This window comes from Kitasatospora sp. NPDC057223, assembly GCF_042669755.1.
Classification (GTDB): domain Bacteria; phylum Actinomycetota; class Actinomycetes; order Streptomycetales; family Streptomycetaceae; genus Kitasatospora.
This window is the reverse complement of record NZ_JBHUWW010000003.1, coordinates 73,893-98,275: the sequence shown is the minus strand read 5'-3', so window position 1 is coordinate 98,275 and position 24,383 is coordinate 73,893. Positions and strand designations below refer to the sequence as shown.

Below are 24,383 nucleotides of genomic sequence, written 5' to 3'. Positions count from 1 at the left end.
CCGCCCACACTTCTGGAGGTACCCCCATGTCCCGTCGCGACGGCGACGTCCTTCCCCTGACGGCCGCCCAGCGCGAGATCTGGTTCGCCGAGCAGCGCTCCCGCACGGCGATCCCGGGCTATCGCGTCGGTGAGTGCCTGGAGATCCACGGGCCGGTGGACCCGGAGCTGTTCGAGACCGCGCTGCGCCGGGTGGTCGACGAGGTCGACGCCCTGCACGTGACGTTCGTGGACGACGGCGAAGGGCCGCGCCAGATCCTCCGCAGCACCTGGGACTGGGCGCCGGCGCACCTGGACCTCAGCGCGGAGAGCGAACCCCGTGCGGCGGCCATGGAGTGGATGGAGCGGGACCTGCTGCGCCCGCTGGACCTCGCACGCGACCCGCTGTTCGGTCACGCGCTGATCCGGCTGTCGCCGACCGGGTTCCTCTGGTACCTGAACTACCACCACGTGGTGCTGGACGCGATCAGCAGCTCCCTGGTCAGGCAGCGGGTCGGCGACGTGTACTCGGCACTGGCCGAGGACAGGGCGATTCCGCCGTCCCCCTTCGGTTCCCTGCGGGACCTGGTCGACAGCGACACCGCCTACCGCGAGTCGGCGGCCTTCACCGCCGACCGCGCCCACTGGACCGAGCGCCTGGCCGGCCTGCCCGCCCCGACCCGGATCAGCGACGGCTCCGCGACCGACCCGCACCGCGCCCTGCGCCTGGCCGAGGAGCTGGAGCTGCGGAGCCCCGAGGCGCTGCGCGCGGCGGCGGAACGGGCCGGTGTCCGGTGGTCCCGGGTGGTGATCGCGGCGACCGCGCTCTACGCCCACCGGCTGAGCGGCACCCAGGACGTGGTGCTCGCCATGCCCGTCACCGCCCGTCGGGGCGCCGACCGCGACCTGATGTCGGTGCCCGGCACGGTGTCCAACGTGGTGCCGTTGCGGCTGACCGTGCGGCCGGACATGCGGTGGAGCGAGCTCCTGACCCAGGTGGCGCAGGAGGTCGACGCGGCCGTCGCGCACGAGCGCTACCGCAGTGAGGACCTGCTGCGGGACCTCGGCGCGCCCGGCAGCATCGGCACGGCGTTCCCGCTGATCGTCAACATCATGGCCTTCAACTCCAGGCCGGACTTCGCCGGGCACCCCGCCTCCGTGCACCACTTCGTGTCCGGGTCGACCACCGACCTCGCCGTCTGGGTCTTCGACTACCGCGACGGCAACCCCCCGCTCCTCCGGCTCCACGGCGCGCCGCAGGCGTACGGCGACGACGACCTCGCCGGCCACCAGCAGCGGCTGCTCGCCCTCCTCGACGCGGTGGCGCACTGCGACCCGGACGAGGCGGTGGGCCGGATCGACCTGCTCACGGCCGGGGAGCACCGCGAGCTGGCGGCCCTCGGCAACGGGCCGGTGGCGGCGGCACCGGCCACGAGCCTGCCGGAGCTGTTCCGGGAGCACGTGCGGGCGACTCCGGACCTCCTCGCGCTGGTCTGCGGGGACGTCTCGCTGACGTACGCCGAACTGGACGCGCGGGCCAACCGGCTGGCCCACGCCCTGATCGCCCGCGGCGCGGGGCCGGAGCGGCTGGTGGCGGTGGCCCTGCCGAGGTCCGCCGAGCTCGTCGTGGCCATCCTGGCGGTACTGAAGACCGGAGCGGCGTACGTCCCGGTCGACCCCGAGTACCCGGCCGCCCGGACCGCCCACCTGCTCGACGACGCCCGTCCGGCCCTGGTGGTCACCGACTCCCTCAGCGGGGACCGCCTGCCCGCCGGCGGCCGCGCCGACCGGCTGGTGCTCGACACCCCGGAGACGGCCGCCCTGCTGGCGGGCTGCCCGGCGGACGACCCGGCGGTGGCCGTCGATCCGGGGCACCCGGCCTACGTCATCTACACCTCCGGCTCCACCGGTCGGCCCAAGGGCGTGGCGCCGACCCACGGCGGCCTGCTCAACCTGCTCACCGACCTCCGCCAGGTGCACTTCCGGGCAGTGCTCGGGGACCGGCAGCGGCTCCGGGTGGCCCTCACCACCTCGGTGTCCTTCGACGCCTCCTGGAACCAGCTGCTCGCCCTGTTCGCGGGCCACGAGCTGCACGTCCTGGACCACGCGACCTGGACCGACCCCGCGGCCTTCGTCGACTACGCGGCGCGCTGCCGGCTGGACTACGTCGAAGCGACCCCGTCCTACCTTCAGGTCCTCGTCGCCCACGGGCTGCTGGGCCACCGCGGCCGGCGCCCGGCGCTGGTCGCGGCAGGCGGCGAGGCTGTCCCCGAGCAGCTGTGGGCGGACCTGCGGGCGGCCGACGGGGTGTCCTGCCTCAACCTCTACGGACCGTCCGAGTGCACCGTCAACCCCGTGATCGCGTCCGTGGGTTCGAGCACGCGCCCGGTCATCGGCCGGCCCGCCACCAACGCCCGGCTGTACGTGCTCGACGGCGCCCTGCGGCCGCTGCCGGCCGGTGTGCCGGGTGAGCTGTACATCGCCGGCCCGTCCCTCGCCCGCGGCTACCTGAACCGGTCGGGGCTGACCGCCGGGCGGTTCGTGGCGGACCCGTCCGGCGCGGCCGGGTCCAGGATGTACCGCACCGGCGACCTGGCACGCTGGAACCCGGAGGGCAACCTGGAGTTCCTCGGCCGCACCGACGACCAGGTCAAGATCCGCGGCTTCCGGGTGGAGCCCGGCGAGATCGAGGCCGTCCTCGCCGAGCACCCGCAGATCGCCCGGGCCGCCGTCGTGCTGCGCACCGAGGGGGAGCCCCGGCTGGTCGCCTACGCCGTAGCCGCACCCGGTGCCACGGTGGCCGGCGCCGCCCTGCGCGAACACCTGCAGGGCCGGCTGCCCGCGCACATGGTGCCGTCCGCCTTCGTGCTGCTCGACGCCATGCCGCTGACCCCGAACGGCAAGCTCGACCGGCGCGCCCTGCCGGCCCCCGAACGGCAGCACACCGCACCGGGACGCACCCCCCGCACCGCGACCGAGCACCTGCTCACCGGCCTGTTCGCCGACGTACTCGGCGTGCCGGAGGTCGGCGCGGACGACAGCTTCTTCGACCTGGGCGGGCACTCCCTGCTGGCCACCCGGCTGGTCGCCCGGGCCCGGTCGGTGCTGGGGGTGGAGCTGCGGCTGCGCGACCTGTTCGACGCGCCGACGGTGGCCGGACTGGCGTCGGCGGTGGACGTCGCGGGCCGGGCGCGCCCGCCGCTGGGGCGGCGCGAGCGGCCCGGGACCGTCCCGCTGTCCTTCGCACAACGCCGGCTCTGGTTCCTGCACCGGATGGACGGCCCGAGCGCCACCTACAACATCCCGCTGACCCTGCGGCTGTCCGGCGAGCTGGACGAACGGGCGCTGGAAGCCGCCCTGGCGGACGTGGCCGAACGGCACGAGAGCCTGCGCACCGTCTTCCCGGTGGTCGACGGCGTGCCGTGCCAGCGGGTGCTCGACCCCGACGCGGCCCGGCCCCGGCTGCGGGTGACCGAGGCCGGCGAGCGCGACCTGCCAGGCCTGCTGGCGGAGGCGGCACGGTACGGCTTCGAACTCTCCGACGAGCCGCCGCTGCGCGCCGAGCTGTTCCGGCTCGGCACCGAGGAGCACGTGCTGCTGCTGGTGCTGCACCACATCGCCGGTGACGGCTGGTCGGCGGGGCCGCTCCTGCGGGATCTGACGACCGCCTACGCGGCCCGCGCCGGCGGCGGCAAGCCGCAGTGGGATCCGCTGCCGGTCCAGTACGCCGACTACGCCCTCTGGCAGCAGGAGCTGCTCGGCGACGGCGCGGACCCGGGCAGCCTCGTGAGCGGCCAACTCGCCTACTGGCGGGAGAAGCTGGCGGACCTGCCCGAGCAGATCGAGCTGCCGTTCGACCGGCCCCGGCCGGCCGCGATGTCCTACCGGGGCGCCCAGCTGCCGATGCGGATCGACGCCGACCTGCACCAGGGCCTGCGCGCGCTCGCCCGGGACGGCGGCGCCAGCCTCTTCATGGTGCTCCAGGCCGGACTGGCCGCCCTGCTGGGCAAGCTCGGCGCGGGCAGCGACGTCCCGATCGGCACGCCGATCGCCGGCCGCACCGACGAGGCCCTGGACGACCTGGTCGGCTTCTTCGTCAACACCCTGGTGCTGCGCACCGACCTGTCCGGCGACCCGTCGTTCACCGAGCTGCTGGGCCGGGTGCGCGGCGACGCGCTCTCCGCGTACGGGCACCAGGACGTGCCGTTCGAGCACCTGGTGGAGGCACTGAACCCGACCCGCACACTGGCGCACCACCCCCTGTTCCAGACCATGCTCGCCCTGCAGAACGCGCCGCTCGGCAGCCTCGACCTGCCGCGGCTGCGGGTGGCCACCGACCTCGTCCCCACCGGGACGGCCAAGTGCGACCTGACCTTCGTCCTGGCCGAACAGCCCGACGGGGACGGGCTGTCGGGCCTGGTGGAGTACAGCACCGACCTGTTCGACGAGGCCACCGTGGCGGGGATCGTCGACCGGTGGCTGCGGCTGCTGCGGGCCGTCGCCGCCGACCCCGGCCGGCGGATCGGCCGGGTGGACGTGCTGTCCGCCGACGAGATCCGCGCACTGCTCCCGGCCGGCACCGACCGGGGCGAGGAGCAGCCGGAGAGCGGCCTGACCGCGCTGTTCGAGCGGCAGGTCCGGGCCGACCCGGCCGCAGCCGCCCTCACGGACGGCGAAGTCACCCTGACGTACGGCGAGTTGAACGCCCGCGCCAACCGGCTCGCGCACGCCCTGATCGCCCGGGGCGTCGGCCCGGAGCAGCTGGTGGCACTGGCCCTGCCGCGCTCGGCCGAGCTGGTCGTGGCCGTCCTCGCGGTGCTGAAGGCCGGCGCCGCGTACGTGCCGGTGGACCCGCAGTACCCGGCCGCCCGGATCGCCTACCTGCTCCAGGACACCCGGCCGTCGCTGCTCGTGACGACGGGCCGGACCGGCGAACTGCCGGGAGCAGAAAGGCTGGAGCGGCTGCTGCTGGACACCGCCGACCTGGACGGACAGCCGGACACCGACCCGGGGGTCGCGGTCGACCCCGGCCACGCGGCCTACGTCATCCACACCTCCGGGTCGACCGGCAACCCCAAGGGCGTGGTGGTCCCGCACCACAACGTGGTGCGCCTGTTCGACACCACCCGGGCCCAGTTCGGCTTCTCCGCCGGGGACGTCTGGACCCTCTTCCACTCCTACGCCTTCGACTTCTCGGTGTGGGAGCTGTGGGGCCCGCTGCTGCACGGCGGCCGGCTGGTCGTCGTGGACCACGAGACCAGCCGCTCGCCCCACCGGTTCCTGGAACTCCTCGCCCGCGAGCGGGTGACGGTGCTCAACCAGACGCCGTCCGCCTTCTACCAGCTGATGCAGGCGGACGCCGAGCACCCGCTCGAACTCGCCCTGCGCACGGTGGTGTTCGGCGGCGAGGCGCTGGAACACGCCCGGCTGGCCCCCTGGTACCAGCGGCACCCCGAGGACGCGCCGCGCCTGGTCAACATGTACGGCATCACCGAGACCACCGTGCACGTCACGTACGCGGCGCTCGACCGCTCCACCGCCGCCGCCGGCCAGGTCGGCACGGCCCTCCCGGACCTGCGGACGTACGTGCTCGACGCCGGCCTGCGACCGGTGGCCCCGGGCGTGCCCGGCGAGCTGTACGTCGCCGGCCCCGGCCTGGCACGCGGCTACCTGAACCGACCCGGCCTGACCGCCGGGCGGTTCGTGGCGGACCCGTTCGGACCGGCCGGATCGCGGATGTACCGCAGCGGCGACGTCGTGCGCCGGGACGCCGGAGGTGATCTGCGCTACGTCGGCCGGGCCGACCAGCAGGTGAAGGTGCGCGGCTTCCGGATCGAGCTCGGCGAGATCGAGGCGGCGCTCGCCGCGCACCCCGGCGCCGCCCAGGTCGCCGTCCTGGCCCGGCAGGACCGGGCCGACGACACCCGGCTGGTCGCGTACCTGGTGCCGGCCACGGGCGCCGCACCGCGCCCGGCCGATCTGCGCGCGCACCTGCGCGAGCGGCTGCCGGAGCACATGGTGCCGTCGGCGTTCGTCACCCTGGACGCGCTGCCGCTGACCGCCAACGGCAAGCTGGACCACCGCGCCCTGCCCGCTCCCGACCTCGCCCCGGCGGCCACCGGCCGCGCACCGCGCACCCCGCAGGAGCAGATCCTCTGCGAGCTGTTCGCCGAGGTCCTGGGCGTCGCGTCGGCCGGCGTCGAGGACGGCTTCTTCGACCTGGGCGGGCACTCCCTGCTCGCCACCCGCCTGGCCGCCCGGATCCGCGCGACGCTCGGCGTGGAGATGCCGCTGCGCACCCTGTTCGAGGCGCCGACGCCGGCCGGCCTGGCCGCCGCCCTGGTGGCGGCCGGTCCGGCGCAGCCGGCCCTGGTACGGCGCGAGCGCCCCGGGACGATCCCGCTGTCGTTCGCGCAGCGGCGGCTCTGGTTCCTGCACCAGCTGGAGGGCGCCAGCGCGAACTACCACATCTCGCTGGCCTGGCGGCTGTCCGGATACCTGGACCGGCCGGCCCTGGAAGCCGCCCTGGCGGACGTGGTGGCCCGGCACGAGAGCCTGCGCACCGTCTTCCCTGCGGTGGACGGCGTGCCGCACCAGCAGGTGCTGGACGCCGTGGCGGGCCGCCCCCGGCTGCTGGTGAGCCGCACCACCGAGGACGGGCTGCCCGGCGACATGGCGAGGGCGAAGGACCGCCCGTTCGACCTGGCCGTCGATCTGCCGCTGCGGGTCGAGCTGTTCGAGCCGGCCCCGGACGAGCACGTGCTCCAGGTGGTGCTGCACCACATCGCCGGTGACGGCTGGTCGCTGGGCCCGCTCACGCGGGACCTGACCGCCGCCTACGCGGCGCGCTGCCGAGGCAGTGAGCCGCAGTGGGCGCCACTGCCCGTCCAGTACGCCGACCACACCCTGTGGCAGCACGAACTGCTCGGCGACTCCACCGACTCGGGCAGCCTGTTCGCCGGCCAGGCGGACCACTGGACGCGGGCGCTGGCCGGTCTGCCGGAGCGGATCCAGCTGCCCGCCGACCGGCCCCGCCCGGCGGTCGCCTCGCACCGGGGCGGTTCCGTGCGTGCCGGGCTGGACGCCGAGCTGCACCGCGGTCTGCGCGAGCTGGCCCGCGCGCACGGGACCAGTCTGTTCATGGTGCTGCAGGCCGGGTTGGCGGCGCTGCTGAGCAAGCTCGGCGCGGGCGACGACATCCCCGTCGGCAGCCCGGTCGCCGGCCGGACCGACCAGGCGCAGGACGACCTGGTCGGCTACTTCGTCAACACCCTGGTGTTCCGCACCGACACCTCGGGCGATCCGACCTTCGCCGAGCTGCTGGGCCGGGTCCGGGACACCGCGCTGGCCGGGTACGCCAACCAGGACCTGCCGTTCGAGTACCTGGTCGAGGTCCTGAACCCGTCCCGGTCGCTGTCGCACCACCCGCTGTTCCAGGTCATGCTGGTGCTGCAGAACGCACCCCTGGCCGACTTCACGCTGCCCGGCCTGCGCGTCGAGGACGTGCCGTCGGCGTCGACCACCGCCAAGCTCGACCTGATCTTCACCGTGGCGGAACGGCACGCGCAGGACGGTCCGCCCGGGCCTGGCGGCCCGGGAGGTGCCCCCACCCCGGCGGGGATCGACGTTTTCGTCGAGTACACCAGCGACCTCTACGACCCGGCCACCGTCGAGACGATGATCGGCCGGTGGGAGCGGCTGCTCCGCGCCGTGACCGCCGACCCGCGGCGGCGGCTCAGCCGGCTCGGCCTGCTCACCGCCGAGGAGCACGCCGAGCTGACGGCGCTGGGCACCGGGCCGGCGGCCCGGCCCTTCACCGCCGCGCTGCCCGAGCTGTTCCGGGCCCAGGTGGCTGCGACCCCGGACGCCGTCGCCCTGGTGGGGCCGGAGGCGTCACTGACGTACGCCGAGCTGGACGCGCGGGCGAACCGGCTGGCCCACGCGCTGATCGCGCGGGGCGCGGGGCCGGAGCGGCTGGTGGCGGTGGCCCTGCCGAGGTCGGCCGGACTGGTGGTCGCGATCCTCGCGGTGCTGAAGACCGGCGCGGCGTACGTCCCGGTCGACCCGGAGTACCCGGCCGCCCGGATCGGGTACATGCTGGACGACGCCCGGCCGGTCCTGGTGGTGACCGACGCCCGTACCCGGGGCCGACTGCCGGACGGCCCCGCCGGCCGGCTGGTGACCGACGACCCGGAGACGGCTGCCCTGGTGGCGGCATGCCCCGTGACGGACCCCGCCGTGGCCGTCGATCCGGGCCACCCCGCCTACGTCATCTACACCTCCGGCTCCACCGGCAAGCCCAAGGGCGTGGTGGCGACGCACGGCGGACTGGCCAACCTGTTCGCCAACCAGCGGCCGCTGATGTTCCGCACGGGGGAGCGGATGCGGGTGGGGCTGACCACGTCCGTGTCGTTCGACGCCTCCTGCGACCAGCTGTTCGCCCTGTACGCGGGCCACGAGCTGCACGTCCTGGACGAGGCGACCTGGACCGACCCGGACGCCTACCTCGCGTACGCCGCGCGGGTCGGGCTGCACACTGTCGGCGGCACCCCGTCCTACTTGCAGGTCCTCGTCGAGCACGGCCTGTTGGAGCACCCGCGCTGGCGCCCTTCGATGGTCGGTCTGGGCGGGGAGCCCGTTCCGGAACGACTGTGGGAGCAGCTGCGGGCGGCCGACGAGGTGTTCTCCCTCAACTACTACGGGCCGGCCGAGTGCACGGTGGACTCGGTCGTCGCGTCGCTGGGGTCCAGCCCGCACCCGGTGATCGGCCGACCGCTCGACGGTGTCCGGCTGCACGTGCTCGACGGCGCCCTGCGGCCGCTGCCGGCCGGTGTGCCGGGTGAGCTGTACATCGCCGGCGTCGGGCTGGCACGCGGCTATCTGAACCGGCCGGGTCTGACCGCCGGGCGGTTCGTGGCGGACCCGTTCGGTACGGCCGGCTCCAGGATGTACCGCACCGGCGACCTGGTGCGCTGGAACCCGGAGGGGAACCTGGAGTTCCTCGGCCGTACCGACGACCAGGTCAAGATCCGCGGCTTCCGGATCGAACTCGGTGAGATCGAGGCGGTACTGGCGGAACACCCGCAGGTCGCCCGGGCCGCCGTGATCGTCCGGCAGGACCGGGACCGGGACTCCCGTCTGGTCGCCTACCTGGTGCCCGCCACCGGTGCGGAGCTCCGGCCGGAGGACCTGCGGGCGCACCTGCGCGAGCGGCTGCCGGACTACATGGTGCCGGCCGCGTTCGTCTCCCTCGACGCCCTGCCGCTGAACGCCAGCGGCAAGCTGGACCGGCGCGCCCTGCCCGAGCCCGAGTCCACCGTGACGGGGACCGGCCGGGCACCGCACACTCCCGAGGAACACGTGCTCGCCGGGCTGTTCGCCGAGGTGCTGGGCCTCACCGGGGTCGGCGCCGACGACGACTTCTTCGACCTCGGCGGGCACTCCCTGCTGGCCACCCGGCTGGTGGCCCGGATCCGCGCGACCCTGGGCGTGGAGCTGCCGCTGCACACCCTGTTCCGCAGCCCGACCGTGGCCGGGCTGGCCGCCGCACTGGGCGGCGCGGACCGGGCCCGGCTCGCCCTGGAGCGGGCGGAGCGGCCCGTGGGGGTCGGGGTGCCGCTGTCCTCCGCCCAGCGGCGGCTGTGGTTCCTGCGCCAGCTGGAGGGCGCCGACTCCGTCTACAACATGCCGCTCGCGTGGCGGCTCTCGGGACCGCTGGACCTGGCGGCCCTGGAGGCGGCGCTGGGCGACGTCGTCGACCGGCACGAGACCCTGCGCACGGTCTTCCCGGCCACGGACGGCGTGCCCCACCAGCAGGTGCTGGCCGCCGGAGAGGCGCGCCCGAGGCTGTCGCCCACCCCGGCCGACGAGCCGGCCCTGCCGGACCTGCTGACGGCGGCAGCGGTGCGCGGATTCGACCTCGCCGTCGAACCGCCGCTGCGCGCCGAGGTGTTCGAGCTCCGGGCGGACGAGCACGTGCTGCTGCTGGTGATGCACCACATCGCCGGCGACGGCTGGTCGCTGGGCCCGCTGGCCGCCGACCTGGCCACCGCGTACGCGGCCCGCTGCCGGGGTGAGGAGCCGCACTGGGCGCCGCTGCCGGTGCAGTACGCCGACTACACCCTGTGGCAGGACCGGCTGCTCGGCGACGCCGCCGACCGGGACAGCCTGTTCGCCCGTCAGGTGGACTACTGGACCCGGACGCTGGCGGACCTGCCGGAGCAGATCCCGCTCCCCGCCGACCGCCACCGGCCCGCGACCCCCTCCCACGCCGGCGGCCACCTCGCGATCGAAATGGACGCCGAGTTGCACGCCGGGCTGGTCCGGCTGGGCCGGGAGCACGGCGCGAGCGTCTACATGGTGCTGCAGGCCGCCCTGGCGTCACTGCTGGACAAGCTCGGCGCGGGCACCGACATCCCGGTCGGCAGCCTGATCGCCGGCCGGACCGACCAGGCGCTGGACGACCTCGTCGGGTTCTTCGTCAACACCCTGGTGCTCCGCACGGACACCGCCGGCGACCCGTCCTTCACCGAGCTGCTGGTCCGGGTCCGGGAGGGCGCGCTCGGCGCGTACGCCCACCAGGACCTGCCGTTCGAGCACGTCGTCGAGGCCCTCAACCCGTCCCGGTCGCTCGCCCGGCAGCCGCTCTTCCAGGTGCTGCTCGCGTTGCAGAACGTGCCCCGCACCGAGTTCGCGCTGACCGGTCTGGCCGGCGAGATCGTCCTGGTGCGGACGCCGACGGCGATGTTCGACCTCGGCATCCACCTGCTGGAGCGCGGCGGCACCGGCGGGCCGGCCGAGGGCATCGTCGGGCGGGTCGAGTACAGCACCGACCTGTTCGACCCCGCCACGGTGGAGGCGCTGGTCGACCGGTGGCTGCGGCTGCTGGCGGCGGTGGTCGCCGAGCCGGACCGGCCGCTGAGCCGGATCGACGTCCTCACCGCCGAGGAGCGGCACGAGCTGCTGGTCGCCCGCAACGACACCGCCCGCCCGGCCGGCGGCACGAGCCTGCCGGCGCTGTTCGAGGCGCAGGTCCGGGCGACCCCCGAGGCCCCGGCGGTGCTGTTCGAGGACACCGTGCTGACCTACCGCGAGCTGAACCGCCGGGCCAACCGCCTGGCCCACGCGCTGATCGCGCGCGGGGCCGGGCCGGAGCAGGTCGTCGCTCTGCGGCTGCCGCGCTCCGCCGAACTGGCGGTCGCCGTCCTCGCGGTGCTCAAGACCGGCGCGGCGTACCTGCCGGTCGACCCGGACTACCCGGCCGCCCGCATCGCCTACATGCTGGAGGACGCGCGCCCGGCCGTGGTGCTCGACGACCTCGCGGCCGTCGCACCGGACGGGGACCTGCCGGAGACCGACCCGGCCGTCGCCGTGGACGCGCGGCACCCGGCCTACGTGATCTACACCTCCGGCTCCACCGGCCGGCCCAAGGCCGTGGTGATGCCCGCCGCAGGGCTGCTGAACCTGCTGGCCTGGCACCACGAGGCCGTCGGCGGCGAACCCGGCACGCGCACCGCGCAGTTCACCGCGATCAGCTTCGACGTCTCGGTGCAGGAGACGCTCTCCGCGCTGCTGTACGGCAAGACCCTGGTCGTGCCGACGGAGGAGCAGCGCCGCAGCGCCGAGCTGTTCGCGCACTGGCTGGACCGGCACCGGGTGGAGGAGCTGTTCGCCCCCAACCTGGTGGTCGAGGCCCTGGCCGGGGCCGCCGAGGAGGCCGGGCTGGAGCTGCCGGCCCTGCGGCTGGTCGCCCAGGCCGGCGAGGCGATGCGCCTCGGCGGTGCCGTGCGCCGCTTCGGGGCACGCCGGCCGGGCCGGGTGCTGCACAACCACTACGGGCCCGCCGAGACCCACGTGATCACCGCCTACCCGCTGCCGGCCGACCCGGCCGACTGCCCGCTGCCGGTACCGATCGGCCGGCCGGTCGACAACTGCCGGGTGTACGTGCTGGATTCGGCCCTGCGACCGGTCGCCCCCGGCGTGCTGGGCGAGCTCTACCTGGCCGGAACGGGCCTGGCTCGCGGCTACCTGAACCGGCCCGGGCTCAGCGCCGGACGCTTCGTGGCCGACCCGTTCGGCCCTTCGGGTACCCGGATGTACCGCACCGGCGACCTGGTCCGCTGGCGGGCCGACCGGGAGCTGGAGTTCGCCGGCCGGGTCGACCACCAGGTGAAGGTCCGCGGGTTCCGGGTCGAGCCGGGCGAGATCGAGGCCGAGCTGACCGCGCACCCGGGCGTCGCCCAGGTGGCCGTACTCGCCCGCGAGGACCGGATCGTCGCGTACGTCGTCCCCCTGGCCGGGAGCGAGGCGACCGCGGCGGCGCTGGCGGCGTACCTGCGCGACCGGGTGCCGGACTACCTGGTGCCGTCCGCCTTCGTGCTGCTGGACGCACTGCCGCTGACGCCGAACGGGAAGCTGGACCGGGCGGCGCTGCCCGCGCCGGAGCCGGGCACGACCGCCGGTGGCCGGGCGCCGCGCACGCCGCAGGAGCAGATCCTGTGCGAGCTGTTCGCCGAGGTGCTGGGCCTGCCGCAGGCCGGGGTCGACGAGGACTTCTTCGCGCTGGGCGGGCACTCCCTGCTCGCCACCCGGCTGGTCTCGCGGGTCCGGGCGACCCTCGGGGTCGAGCTGGAGCTGCGCGGCCTGTTCCGCACCCCGACACCCGCCGGACTGGCGGCCGGGCTGCACGACGCCGGCGCCGCCCGGCAGGCCCTGGTGCCCCGGCCCCGCCGCGAACCGATGCCGCTGTCGTTCGCCCAGCGCCGGCTCTGGTTCCTCCAGCAGTTCGGGGCGCCGAGCGCCACCTACCACATGCCGCTGGCCCTACGACTGTCCGGCGACCTCGACCGGGCCGCGCTGGGGGCCGCCCTCGCGGACGTGGTGGCCCGGCACGAGACCCTGCGCACGGTCTTCCCGCACACCGGCGGAGTCCCGTACCAGCGGGTCCGGGACAGCGCCGAGGTGGCCGTCCCGCTGACCGTACGCGCGGCCGGCGCGGCGGAGGTGCCCGCCCTGCTGCGCGAGGTGGCAGTGCGCGGCTTCGACCTGACGTCGGAAGTACCGCTGCGGGCCGAGCTGTTCGCGCTCGCACCGGACGAGCACGTGCTGCTCCTGGTGATGCACCACATCGTCGGGGACGGCTGGTCCATGGGCCCGCTGGCCCGTGACCTGGCCACCGCCTACACCGCCCGGCGGGGCGGCGGGGTGCCGGCCTGGCCGCCGCTGCCGGTGACCTACGGCGACTACACCGTGTGGCAGCACGAGATCCTGGGCGACGAGCACGATGCCGACAGCGTGTTCGCGTGCCAGGTCGCCTACTGGAAGCAGGCGCTGGCGGGGCTGCCCGAGCAGCTGCAGCTGCCCGCCGACCGGCCGCGCCCGGCCACCATGTCGTACGGCGGCAACCTGCTGGAACTCCGGATCGACGCCGAACTGCACTCCGCCCTCGTGGAGTTGGCGCGCCGCTCGGGTGCGACCCTGTTCATGGTGCTGCAGGCCGCGCTCGCCGCGCTCTACACCCGGCTGGGCGCGGGGACGGACATCGCGATCGGGAGCCCGATCGCGGGGCGAACCGACGAGGCACTGGACGACCTGGTCGGGTTCTTCATCAACACGCTGGTGCTGCGGACGGACACGAGTGGTGATCCGAGCTTCACCGAGCTGCTGGGTCGGGTGCGGGAGACGGCGCTGTCGGCGTACGCGCACCAGGACGTGCCGTTCGAGCACCTGGTGGAGGCGCTGAACCCGTCCCGTTCGCTGTCCCACCACCCGCTGTACCAGACCGGGTTGGTCGTGCAGAACGCGCCGGGTGGGGACTTCGAGCTGCCGGGTCTCCAGGTCTCCGGGGTGAGCGTGCTCACCGGGACGGCCAGGCTCGACCTGACCTTCGGGTTCGCGGAGGAGCACGGGCCCGACGGCGCGCCGGCCGGGCTCAGCGGTGCGGTCGAGTACAGCACCGATTTGTTCGACCGTCCGACGATCGAGGCCCTGACCGCCCGCTGGACCAGGCTGCTGGCCGCGGTCGCCGCCGCGCCCGACCGGCCGATCGGCGGGATCGACCTGCTGTCCGCCGAGGAGCGCCGCGAGCTGCTGCCCGCCGTCGAGGCCGGGGCGGCCGGGGCGAGCCTGCCGGAGCTGTTCGCGGCGCGGGTGGCGGCGACGCCGGACGCGGTCGCGCTGGTCCGCGACAGTGAGGAGCTGACGTATCGTCAGCTGAATGAACGGGCGAACCGGTTCGCGCATGCGCTGATCGCCCGGGGGGTGGGCCCCGAGCAGTTGGTGGCGGTGGCGCTGCCGCGGTCGGTGGAGTCGGTGGTGGCCGTCCTCGGCGTGCTGAAGGCCGGGGCTGCGTACCTGCCGGTGGATCCGGCGTACCCGCAGTCGCGGATCGACTTCATGCTGGCGGACGCCCGTCCGGCGCTGATGGTTGACGATCCGGCGACGGTGGTCGAGGGGGACTGGCCGGACACCGATCCGCAGGTCGCGCTGGACGTCCGGCACCCGGCCTACGTGATCTACACCTCGGGCTCGACGGGCCGCCCCAAGGGCGTCGTGGTGAGCCACACCGGCGTGTCCGCTCTGGTGGCCGCGCAGGTCGAGCGGCTCGGCGTGGCGCCCGGCAGCCGGGTGCTGCAGTTCGCCTCGCCCAGCTTCGACGCGTCCTTCTGGGACCTCTGCAGCGCCCTGCTCACCGGCGCCGCCCTCGTCCTGGCCCCGGCCGGGGCCCCGCTGGAGGCCCTGACGGACCACCGGCTCGACCTCACCCATGTGACGCTGCCGCCCTCGGCCCTGGCCGCCCTGGACACCGCCGACGTCACGGTCACCACCCTCGTGGTGGCGGGTGAGGCGTGCCCGCCGGAGCTGGTGGAGCGCTGGGCGCCCGGGCGTCGGATGATCAACGCGTACGGCCCGACCGAGACCACCGTGTGCGCGACCATGAGCGACCCGCTGTCCCCGGGGGCCGGTGTGCCGCCGATCGGGCGACCGGTCGCCGGCTTCCGGGCGTACGTGCTCGACGAGCGGCTCCGCATCGTGCCGCCGGGTGTGGCGGGGGAGTTGTACGTCGCCGGCCCCGGTCTGGCCCGCGGCTACCTGGACCGGCCGGGCCTGACGGCCGGGCGGTTCACGGCCTCCCCGTTCGGCCCTCCGGGCGCCAGGATGTACCGCACCGGTGACCTGGTCCGCCGGCGGGCCGACGGAGAGCTGGAGTACGTCGGCCGCGCCGACGACCAGGTGAAGGTGCGCGGGTACCGCGTCGAACTCGCTGAGGTCGAGGCCGCGTTGGCCGAGCACCCCGCCGTGGCCCAGGCCGCCGTCGTGGCGCGGGACGACCGGCTGGTCGGCTATGTGGCGGCCCGTTCCGGCAGGCCGCTCACGCCGGGGGAGCTGGCGGCCCACCTGCGCGACCGACTGCCCGACTACCTGGTGCCGACGGTCTTCGTGGTGCTCGGCGTGCTGCCGCTGACCCCCAACGGCAAGCTGGACCGCTCGGCGCTGCCCGCCCCCGACCTCGGCTCGGCCGAGGCAGGCCGGGCGCCGCGCACGCCGCAGGAGCAGATCCTGTGCGAGCTGTTCGCCGAGGTGCTGGGCCTGCCACGGGTCGGGGTCGACGAGGACTTCTTCGACCTGGGCGGACACTCCCTGCTCGCCACCCGGCTGGCCGCGCGGGTGCGCTCGGTGCTCGGCGTGGAGCTCGGGCTGCGCGCGCTCTTCCAGGCGCCCACCGTCGCGGGGCTGGCCGAGGCGTTGGCCGGGGCCGGCCACGCCCGCCCGGCGCTGACCACGCAGGAGCGGCCGGAGACGGTACCGCTCTCCTTCGCCCAGCGCCGCCTGTGGTTCCTGCACCGGATGGACGGCAGCGCCGCCACCTACCACATCCCGCTGGCGCTGCAACTGACCGGCGCGCTCGACCAGGTGTCGCTGGAGGAGGCGCTGGCCGACGTGGTGGCCCGGCACGAGAGCCTGCGGACGGTGTTCCCGGAGGTCGGCGGTGTCCCGTGCCAGCGCGTCCTGGACCCGGCCGAGGTCCGGCCCCGGGCTCCGCTGACCGAGGTTTCGCAGGCCGAACTGCACGAGCGGCTCGCCGAGTTCGCCCGCCTGCCGTTCGACCTGGCGGCGGAACCCCCGCTGCGGGCCCGGCTGTTCGCCGTCGCGCCGGGCGAGCACGTGCTCCTGCTGGTCATGCACCACATCGCCGGCGACGGCTGGTCCACCGGCCCGCTGGCACGGGACCTCGCCGAGGCGTACGCCGCCCGGAGCGAGGGCCACCCGCCGGCCTGGCCGGACCTGCCGGTCCAGTACGTCGACTACACCCTCTGGCAGCGCGACCTGCTCGGCGACGTCGCCGACCCGCAGAGCCGGTTCGCCGAGCAGCTCGCCTACTGGAAGCGGCAGTTGGCCGACCTGCCGGAGCTGCTCCGGCTGCCCGCCGACCGGCCGCGGCCGGCCGTCACCGGCTGGCGCGGGGGGCATGTCGGCCTGGAACTGAGCCCCGGACTGCACACCGCACTGACCGAGTTGGCGCGGAGCACCGGTACCAGTCTGTTCATGGTGCTGCAGGCGGCCCTGGCGGCGTTGTACACCCGCTTGGGCGCCGGGACGGACATCCCGATCGGGAGTCCGATCGCGGGACGTACCGACGAGGCACTCGACGACCAGGTCGGGTTCTTCGTGAACACGCTGGTGCTGCGGACGGACACCAGCGGTGACCCGGGTTTCGCGGAGCTGCTGGGTCGGGTGCGGGAGACGGCGCTGTCGGCGTACGCGCACCAGGACGTGCCGTTCGAGCACCTGGTGGAGTCGCTGAACCCGTCCCGGTCGCTGTCGCACCACCCGCTGTTCCAGACCATCCTGGCCGTGCAGAACGCGCCGATGGGCCGCTTCTCGCTGCCCGGCCTGGACGTGGCCACCTACGCGGTGGCCACCGGAACCGCCAAGTTCGACCTCGGTGCGAGCCTGGTCGAGCAGTTCGGTGCGGACGGGAGCCCGGCCGGCATCGTCGGCGCGGTCGAGTACGCCACCGACCTGTTCGACCGTTCGACGGTGGAGGCCCTCGTCCGCCGCTGGACGCTGCTGCTGGAGGCCGTCACCGCCGACCCGGAGCAGCCGATCGGCGGGATCGACCTGCTCGACGCCGACGAGCGGCACCGCCTGCTGGAACTGGGCAACGCGACCGCCCGCGAAGTGGGCGCGGTGCCGGTGCCGCAGGCCTTCGCCGCCCAGGTGGCGGCGACCCCGGAGGCGGTCGCCCTCGTCCGCGACGGTGAAGAGCTGACGTATCGTCAGCTGAATGAACGGGCGAACCGGTTCGCGCATGCGCTGATCGCCCGGGGGGTGGGCCCCGAGCAGTTGGTGGCGGTGGCGCTGCCGCGGTCGGTGGAGTCGGTGGTGGCCGTCCTCGGCGTGCTGAAGGCCGGGGCTGCGTACCTGCCGGTGGATCCGGCGTACCCGCAGTCGCGGATCGACTTCATGCTGGCGGACGCCCGTCCGGCGCTGATGGTCGACGACGCGGCGGCGGTGGTCGAGGGGGACTGGCCGGACACCGATCCGCAGGTCGCGCTGGACGTCCGGCACCCGGCCTACGTGATCTACACCTCGGGCTCGACGGGCCGCCCCAAGGGCGTCGTGGTCGCCCACAGTGGTGTGGCGAGCCTGGTCGCCGGGCAGATCGAGCGGTTCGCGATCGACGCCGACAGCCGGGTGCTCCAGTTCGCCTCGCCCAGCTTCGACGCCTCGGTGTCGGAGATCTGCACCGCCCTGCTGTGCGGCGCGACCCTGGTGCTGCCCCCGGCGGCCGACCCGGTCGCCGCGCTGACCGACCCGGGCCTCGCGGTCACGCACGTGACCGTGCCCCCGTCCGTCCTCGCCGCCGTGCCGGTGGGCTCGGTGACCGTGTCGACGCTGGTGGTGGCCGGTGAGGCGTGCCCGCCGGAGCTGGTGGAGCGCTGGGCCCCCGGGCGTCGGATGATCAACGCGTACGGCCCGACCGAGACCACCGTGTGCGCGACCATGAGCGACCCGCTGCCGGCGGGATCCGGTGTGCCCTCCATCGGCCGCCCGATCGCCAATGCCCGGGTGTACGTCCTGGACGAGCACCTGCGGCCGGTGCCGCCGGGCGTGCCGGGAGAGCTGTACGTCGCCGGGGCCGGCCTGGCCCGCGGCTACCTGAACCGGCCGGGGCTCACGGCCGGACGGTTCGTCGCCTGCCCGTTCGGCCCGGCCGGTGCCGGGCCCCTCGCCCCCAGCCTGGCGGCTGGGAGGTGCCCCCAGCCCGACGGCGGGCAGGGAGGGCGGATGTACCGCACCGGTGACGTGGTCCGATTCCGTGCCGACGGCCAGCTGGAGTACGTCGGCCGCGCCGACGACCAGGCGAAGGTGCGCGGCTTCCGGGTCGAGCCCGGCGAGGTCGAGGCCGCCCTGGCCGAGCACCCCGCCGTCGCCCGGGCCGCCGTCCTCGCCCAGGACGACCGGCTGATCGGCTACGTCGTCCCGCACCAGGCCACCGGTCGGGACGACGGCCTGGAAGCGGACCACGTGGGCGAGTGGCAGGACATCTACGACGCCCTGCCCATCACCCCCGAGGAAGCCGCCTTCGGCCAGAACTTCGTCGGCTGGAACAGCAGTTACGACACCAGCCCGATCCCCGTCGAGCAGATGCGGGAGTGGCGCGACGCCACCGTGGCCCGGATCCTGGCCCTGCGCCCGCGCCGGGTGCTGGAGGTGGGCGTCGGCACCGGTCTGCTGCTCTCGCGGGTCGCACCGCACTGCGAGTCGTACTGGGCGACCGACTTCTCCGCCACCGCCATCGACGCCCTGGCCGCCCAGGTCGCCGAGGAGGAGCAGCTGGCCGACCGCGTCGTGCTGCAGACCCGCCCGGCACACGACACCGAGGGACTGCCGGCCGGGCAGTTCGACACCATCGTGATCAACTCGGTGGTGCAGTACTTCCCGTCCGCCGACTACCTCGCCGACGTGGTCGAGAAGCTGATGGGGCTGCTCGCCCCCGGCGGTGCGCTCTTCGTCGGCGACGTCCGCAACCTGCGCCTGCTGCGCCCGCTGGCCACCGCCGTCCAGCTGCACCGGACCGGCGACGGCGCCGACCTCGCGGCCGTGCGCCGGGCGGTCGAGCAGTCCGTGCGGGTGGAGAAGGAACTCCTGGTCGACCCGGACTTCTTCACCGTCCTGCGGGAGCGGTGCACGGAGGTCGGTGCGGTCGTGGTCGAGGTCAAGCGCGGGCGGCACCACAACGAACTGAGCCGCTACCGCTACGACGTGACGCTGCACAGGCCGCCGGTGGCCCCGGCGGCCCCGGGCCCGTCCGTCGAGCTGGTGTGGGGGCGGCAGGTCGCCGCGGCGGCGGAGCTGCGCGAGCTGCTCGCGCAGTCGCCCGAGGGGGTGCTGCGGATCACCGGGGTGCCGAACCGCCGGGTGGCGCGGGAAGCCGCCCTGGCCCGTGCCCTGCAGACCGGGGACGCCTCGCTCGCCGAGCTGCTGGAGCGGCTGCACGGCCCGGAGGAGGCAGGCCTCCCCGACCCGGAGGACTTCCACGCCCTCGGGCTGGAGTTCGACCGCTGGGTGGGTGTCACCTGGTCGGCCACCGCGGCCGACACCCTGGACGTCGTCCTCGCGGACCCGCAGGCCCGGCAGGGGTCCCTTGTCGAGCCGTACCGGCCCGCCGGTGCCACCGACAGGGTGCTGCCCGCGCTGTCCATGCTGACCAACCGTCCGACCGGCAGCCGGGGCACCGGCGCCCTCATCGGTGAACTCCGCGACTGGCTGCGCGGACGGCTCCCCGACTACCTGATCCCGTCGGCGTTCGTGGCGCTGGAGGCGCTCCCGCTGACGGCCAGCGGCAAGCTCGACCGCCGCGCGCTGCCCGCCCCCGACCTCGGCTCCGGCGCGGCCGGACGGGCGCCGCGCACCCCGCAGGAACAGCTGCTCGCCGAGCTGTTCGCCGAGGTGCTCGGGCTGGCACAGGTCGGGGTCGAGGACAGCTTCTTCGACCTGGGCGGTCACTCCCTGCTGGCGACCCGGCTGGCCTCCCGGGTCCGGGCCACCCTCGGCGCCGAGCTGGAGGTCCGGACGCTGTTCGAGACCCCGACCGTGGCAGCCCTGGCGGCCCGCCTGGACGGCTCCGGAACGGCCCGGCCCGCGCTCACCGCCCAGCCCCGTCCCGACCGGGTGCCGCTCTCCTTCGCCCAGCGCCGCCTGTGGTTCCTGCACCGGATGGACGGGCCGAGCGCCACCTACAACATGCCGCTCGCGCTGGGCCTGACCGGCGAGCTGGACCGCCTGGCCCTGCACGCCGCGCTCGCGGACGTGATCGCCCGGCACGAGAGCCTGCGGACGGTCTTCCGCGAGACGGACGGCGTGCCGTACCAGGTCGTGCTGGACGCCTCGGCCGCGCAGCCCGCCCTGCCGGTGATCGAGCTCGACGAGAGCGCACTGGCCGAGCGGCTGGCACAGACGGCGCAGCGCGGCTTCGACCTGGCGGCGGAGCCACCGGTCCGGGCGGAGCTCTACGCGCTCGCCCCCGACCGGCACGCGCTGCTGGTCGTGGTGCACCACATCGCCGCCGACGGCTGGTCCATGGGCCCGCTCGCCGGCGACCTGGCCGCGGCCTACGGGGCCCGCTGCCGGGGCGGGGAGCCGCAGTGGTCCCCGCTGCCGGTGCAGTACGCCGACTACTCCCGGTGGCAGCGCGACCTGCTCGGCGACGCGGCCGACCCGGCCAGCCTGTTCGCCCGGCAACTGGCCTACTGGAAGGGAGAGCTGACCGGCGTGCCGCAGCAGCTGCAGCTGCCCGCCGACCGACCTCGGCCGCCGGTGGCCTCCCAGCGGGGCGGCCGGGTGGTGGTCCGGCTGGACGCCGAACTGCACCAGGACCTGCGGGACTTGGCCGCAGCGCGCGGCGCCAGCATGTTCATGGTGCTCCAGGCCGGCCTCGCCGCCCTGCTCACCCGGCTCGGCGCCGGTACGGACATCCCGATCGGCAGCCCGATCGCCGGGCGCACCGACCAGGCACTGGACGAGCTCGTCGGCTTCTTCGTGAACACCCTGGTGCTGCGCACCGACACGAGCGGCGACCCCGGCTTCGCCGACCTGCTCGGCAGGGTCCGGCAGAAGGCGCTCACCGCGTACGACCACCAGGACGTGCCGTTCGAGTACCTGGTCGAGGTGGTCAACCCGGCGCGGTCGCTGGCCCACCACCCGCTGTTCCAGATCATGCTGGCGCTGCAGAACGCGCCACTGGGCGAGTTCGGGCTGCCCGGGCTGGAGACCGGCCACCTGGCGGCACCGACCGGGACGTCCCGGGTCGACCTGACCTTCAGCCTGGCCGAGCAGTTCCGCCCGGACGGCCGCCCCGGAGCCGGCGGTGCCCCCAGCCCCGACGGCCTGGTCGGCGCGGTGGAGTTCGCCACCGACCTCTTCGACCCGGCCACCGTGGAGCTGCTGTTCGACCGCTGGGCGCGGCTGCTGCGGGCGGCGGTCGCCGACCCGGACCGGCCGATCAGCCGGATCGACATCATGTCCGACGCCGAACGCCAGCGCCTGCTGTACGGGTTCAACGACACGGCGGCCGAGCTTCCCCGCGCCGCCGTGCCGGAGTTGTTCGCCCGCCAGGTGCGGGCCACCCCGGACGCGGTGGCCGTCGTGGCGGGCGCCGCCGAGCTGACCTACCGGGAGCTCGACCGGCGGTCCGACCGGCTCGCACGGGCACTGGTCCGCGAGGGCGTACGGCCGGAGACACCGGTCGCGGTGCTGCTGGAGCGCTCGGCGGAGCTGGTCGTGGCGATCCTGGCGATCGTCAGGGCCGGCGGCGCCTACGTGCCCCTGGACTCGCGCTTCCCCTCCTCCCGGATCGACCTGATCCTGCGGGAGAGCGGGGCCGCTTTGGTGCTCACCCGGGAGGTGATGACCGCCCTGGAACAGGTGGAGCCTGACCGGTCCGGCCTCGAAGTCCGCTGCGAACCAGGACAGTTGGCGTACATCATGTACACCTCCGGCTCGACCGGCCGGCCGAAGGGCGTGGCCGTCACCCACCAGGACGTGGTGGGCCACGCACTGACCCCCGAATTCCGCGGCGGCGGACACGAGCGGGTCCTGATGCACTCCCCGACGGCGTTCGACCTCTCGACCTACGAGCTGTGGGTGCCGCTGCTGAACGGCGGCCGGATCGTCGTCGCACCGCCCGAGCAGCTCGACCTCGACCTGCTCCAGCACACCATCGCCGCGCACGGGGTGACCGCGCTCTGGCTGACGGCCGGCCTGTTCCGCCTGGTCGCCGAGGAGCGCCCGGGCCTGCTCGCCGGGGTGCGCGAGGTGTGGACCGGCGGCGACGTGGTCTCCCCGGCCGCCGCCGCCCGGGTGCTGGCGGCCTGCCCCGGCATCGAGGTGGTCAACGGCTACGGGCCCACCGAGGCAACCACCCTGGCCACCTGCCATCCGGTGCGTACCCTCCCCGAACACGCCGCGACCGTGCCGATCGGCGGCCCGATGGCGAACATGCGCACCTACGTGCTCGACGAGCACCTGCGGCCGGTACCGACCGGCCTGGTCGGCGAGCTGTACCTCGCCGGGGTGGGCGTGGCCCGGGGCTACCTCGGCCGGCCCGGCCTGACGGCGGAGCGCTTCACCGCCGACCCCTACGGGCCGCCCGGGAGCCGGATGTACCGCACCGGTGACCTGGCCTGGTGGCGTCCGTCCGGGAGTGCCATGGCCGGGGGCGGGGAGGGCGGCACGCTGGAGTTCGCCGGACGCGCCGACCACCAGGTCAAGCTGCGCGGCCTGCGGATCGAGCCCGGCGAGATCGAGGCTGTCCTGGCGGGCTGCCCGGGCGTCGCCCAGGCGGCGGTGGTCGCCCGCGAGGACCGGCCGGGCGACAAGCGGCTGGTCGCCTACCTGGTGCCCACCCCCGAGGGCCTGCCCGAGGCGGGCGAGCTGGCCGGCCGGCTGCGCCGCGACCTGCCCGACTACATGGTGCCGGCGGCGTTCGTCACCGTGGACGCGCTGCCGCTGACCGCCAACGGCAAGCTCGACCGGGCCGCCCTGCCCGCCCCCGAGTACGGGGCGTCGGAGGCCGGGCGCGGCCCCCGGACGCCGCAGGAGCAGCTGCTGTGCGGCCTCTTCGCCGAGGTCCTCGGCCGGGAGCTGGTGAGCATCGACGACAACTTCTTCGACCTCGGCGGGCACTCGCTGCTGGCCGCCCGGCTGGCGTCCCGCGTCCGCGAGACCCTCGGTCTGGAGCTGGGCCTGCGCATGCTGTTCGAGGCGCCGACCGTGGCCGGTCTCACCGAGCGGCTGGTCATGGACAACCCCGCCGACGCGCTGGACGTGGTCCTGCCGCTGCGCTCGACCGGGACCAGCACACCGCTGTTCTGCGTCCACCCCGGCGGCGGCATCAGCTGGTCGTACAGCGGGCTGCTGAACCACGTTGCTCCCGATCACCCGGTCTACGCGATCCAGGCGCGCGGCCTCGGCCGGCCCGAACCCCTCCCGACGTCCTACGAGGAGATGGCGGCCGACTACGCCGACCAGATCCAGAAGATCCAGCCGGAGGGCCCGTACCTGCTGCTCGGCTGGTCCGCCGGCGGCCTGATCGCCCACGCGCTGGCCTGCGAGCTGCAGTCGCGCGGCGAGCGGACCGCACTGCTGGCGATCCTCGACGCCTACCCGGTGAAGGACGTGAAGTTCGAGGTCGCTCCGGTGCCCACCGTGCGGGACGTGCTCGTCGGTGTGCTCGACGTCGACCCGGACGAACTGGGCGACCAGGAGATCACCTACGCCGACGTCGCCGAGGTGCTGAACCGGCGGGGCAGCGCGCTGGCCGGCCTGAACGAGCGACAGGTCGAGGTGATCGTCGAGATCATGATCAACAACGCGCAGCTGGCGGTGGACTTCGTCCCCGGCGGCTTCGACGGAGACCTGCTGCTCTTCAACTCCACGATCGACCGGACCGAGGACAACGCCGGGCCGGAGACCTGGCGCCCCTACGTCACCGGCCGGATCGAATCGCACGAGATCACCACCCGGCACGACCGGATGACCCAGGCCGGCTCACTGGCCCAGATCGGACCGATCCTGGCCGCCAGGCTCGCCGAGGCCACCGGAGACACCGGTGCCACCTGTGACACCGGAGACACCCATGACACCGGTGACACCACCCTTTCCCACCAGGAGGACTGACCCATGACCAACCCCTTCGACGACCAGGACGGCACCTTCCTCGTGCTCGTCAACGACGAGAACCAGCACTCGCTGTGGCCGCACTTCGCCGATGTCCCCGACGGCTGGACCACCGCCCACGGCCCCGACACCCACGCCGCCTGCCTGGAGTACGTCGAGCGGTCCTGGACCGACATGCGGCCCAAGAGCCTCGCCGACGCCATGAACGCCCAGCGGTAACAG

Annotated in this window: 2 protein-coding genes; both read left to right on the top strand. The window is 74.7% G+C overall.

Translation table 11 applies throughout. The features are described from left to right. The first annotated feature begins 26 nt into the window (after positions 1-26). Positions 27-24,161 carry a non-ribosomal peptide synthase/polyketide synthase gene (locus tag ACFUK0_RS02405; protein WP_380246133.1) on the top strand — a complete coding sequence of 8,045 codons (24,135 nt, stop codon included), beginning with the start codon at positions 27-29 and terminating at the stop codon, positions 24,159-24,161. A gap of 3 nt (positions 24,162-24,164) precedes the next feature. Further along, positions 24,165-24,380, top strand: coding sequence for an MbtH family protein (locus tag ACFUK0_RS02400; protein ID WP_380246132.1), 216 nt, complete (start codon positions 24,165-24,167; stop codon positions 24,378-24,380). Positions 24,381-24,383 lie beyond the last annotated feature (3 nt).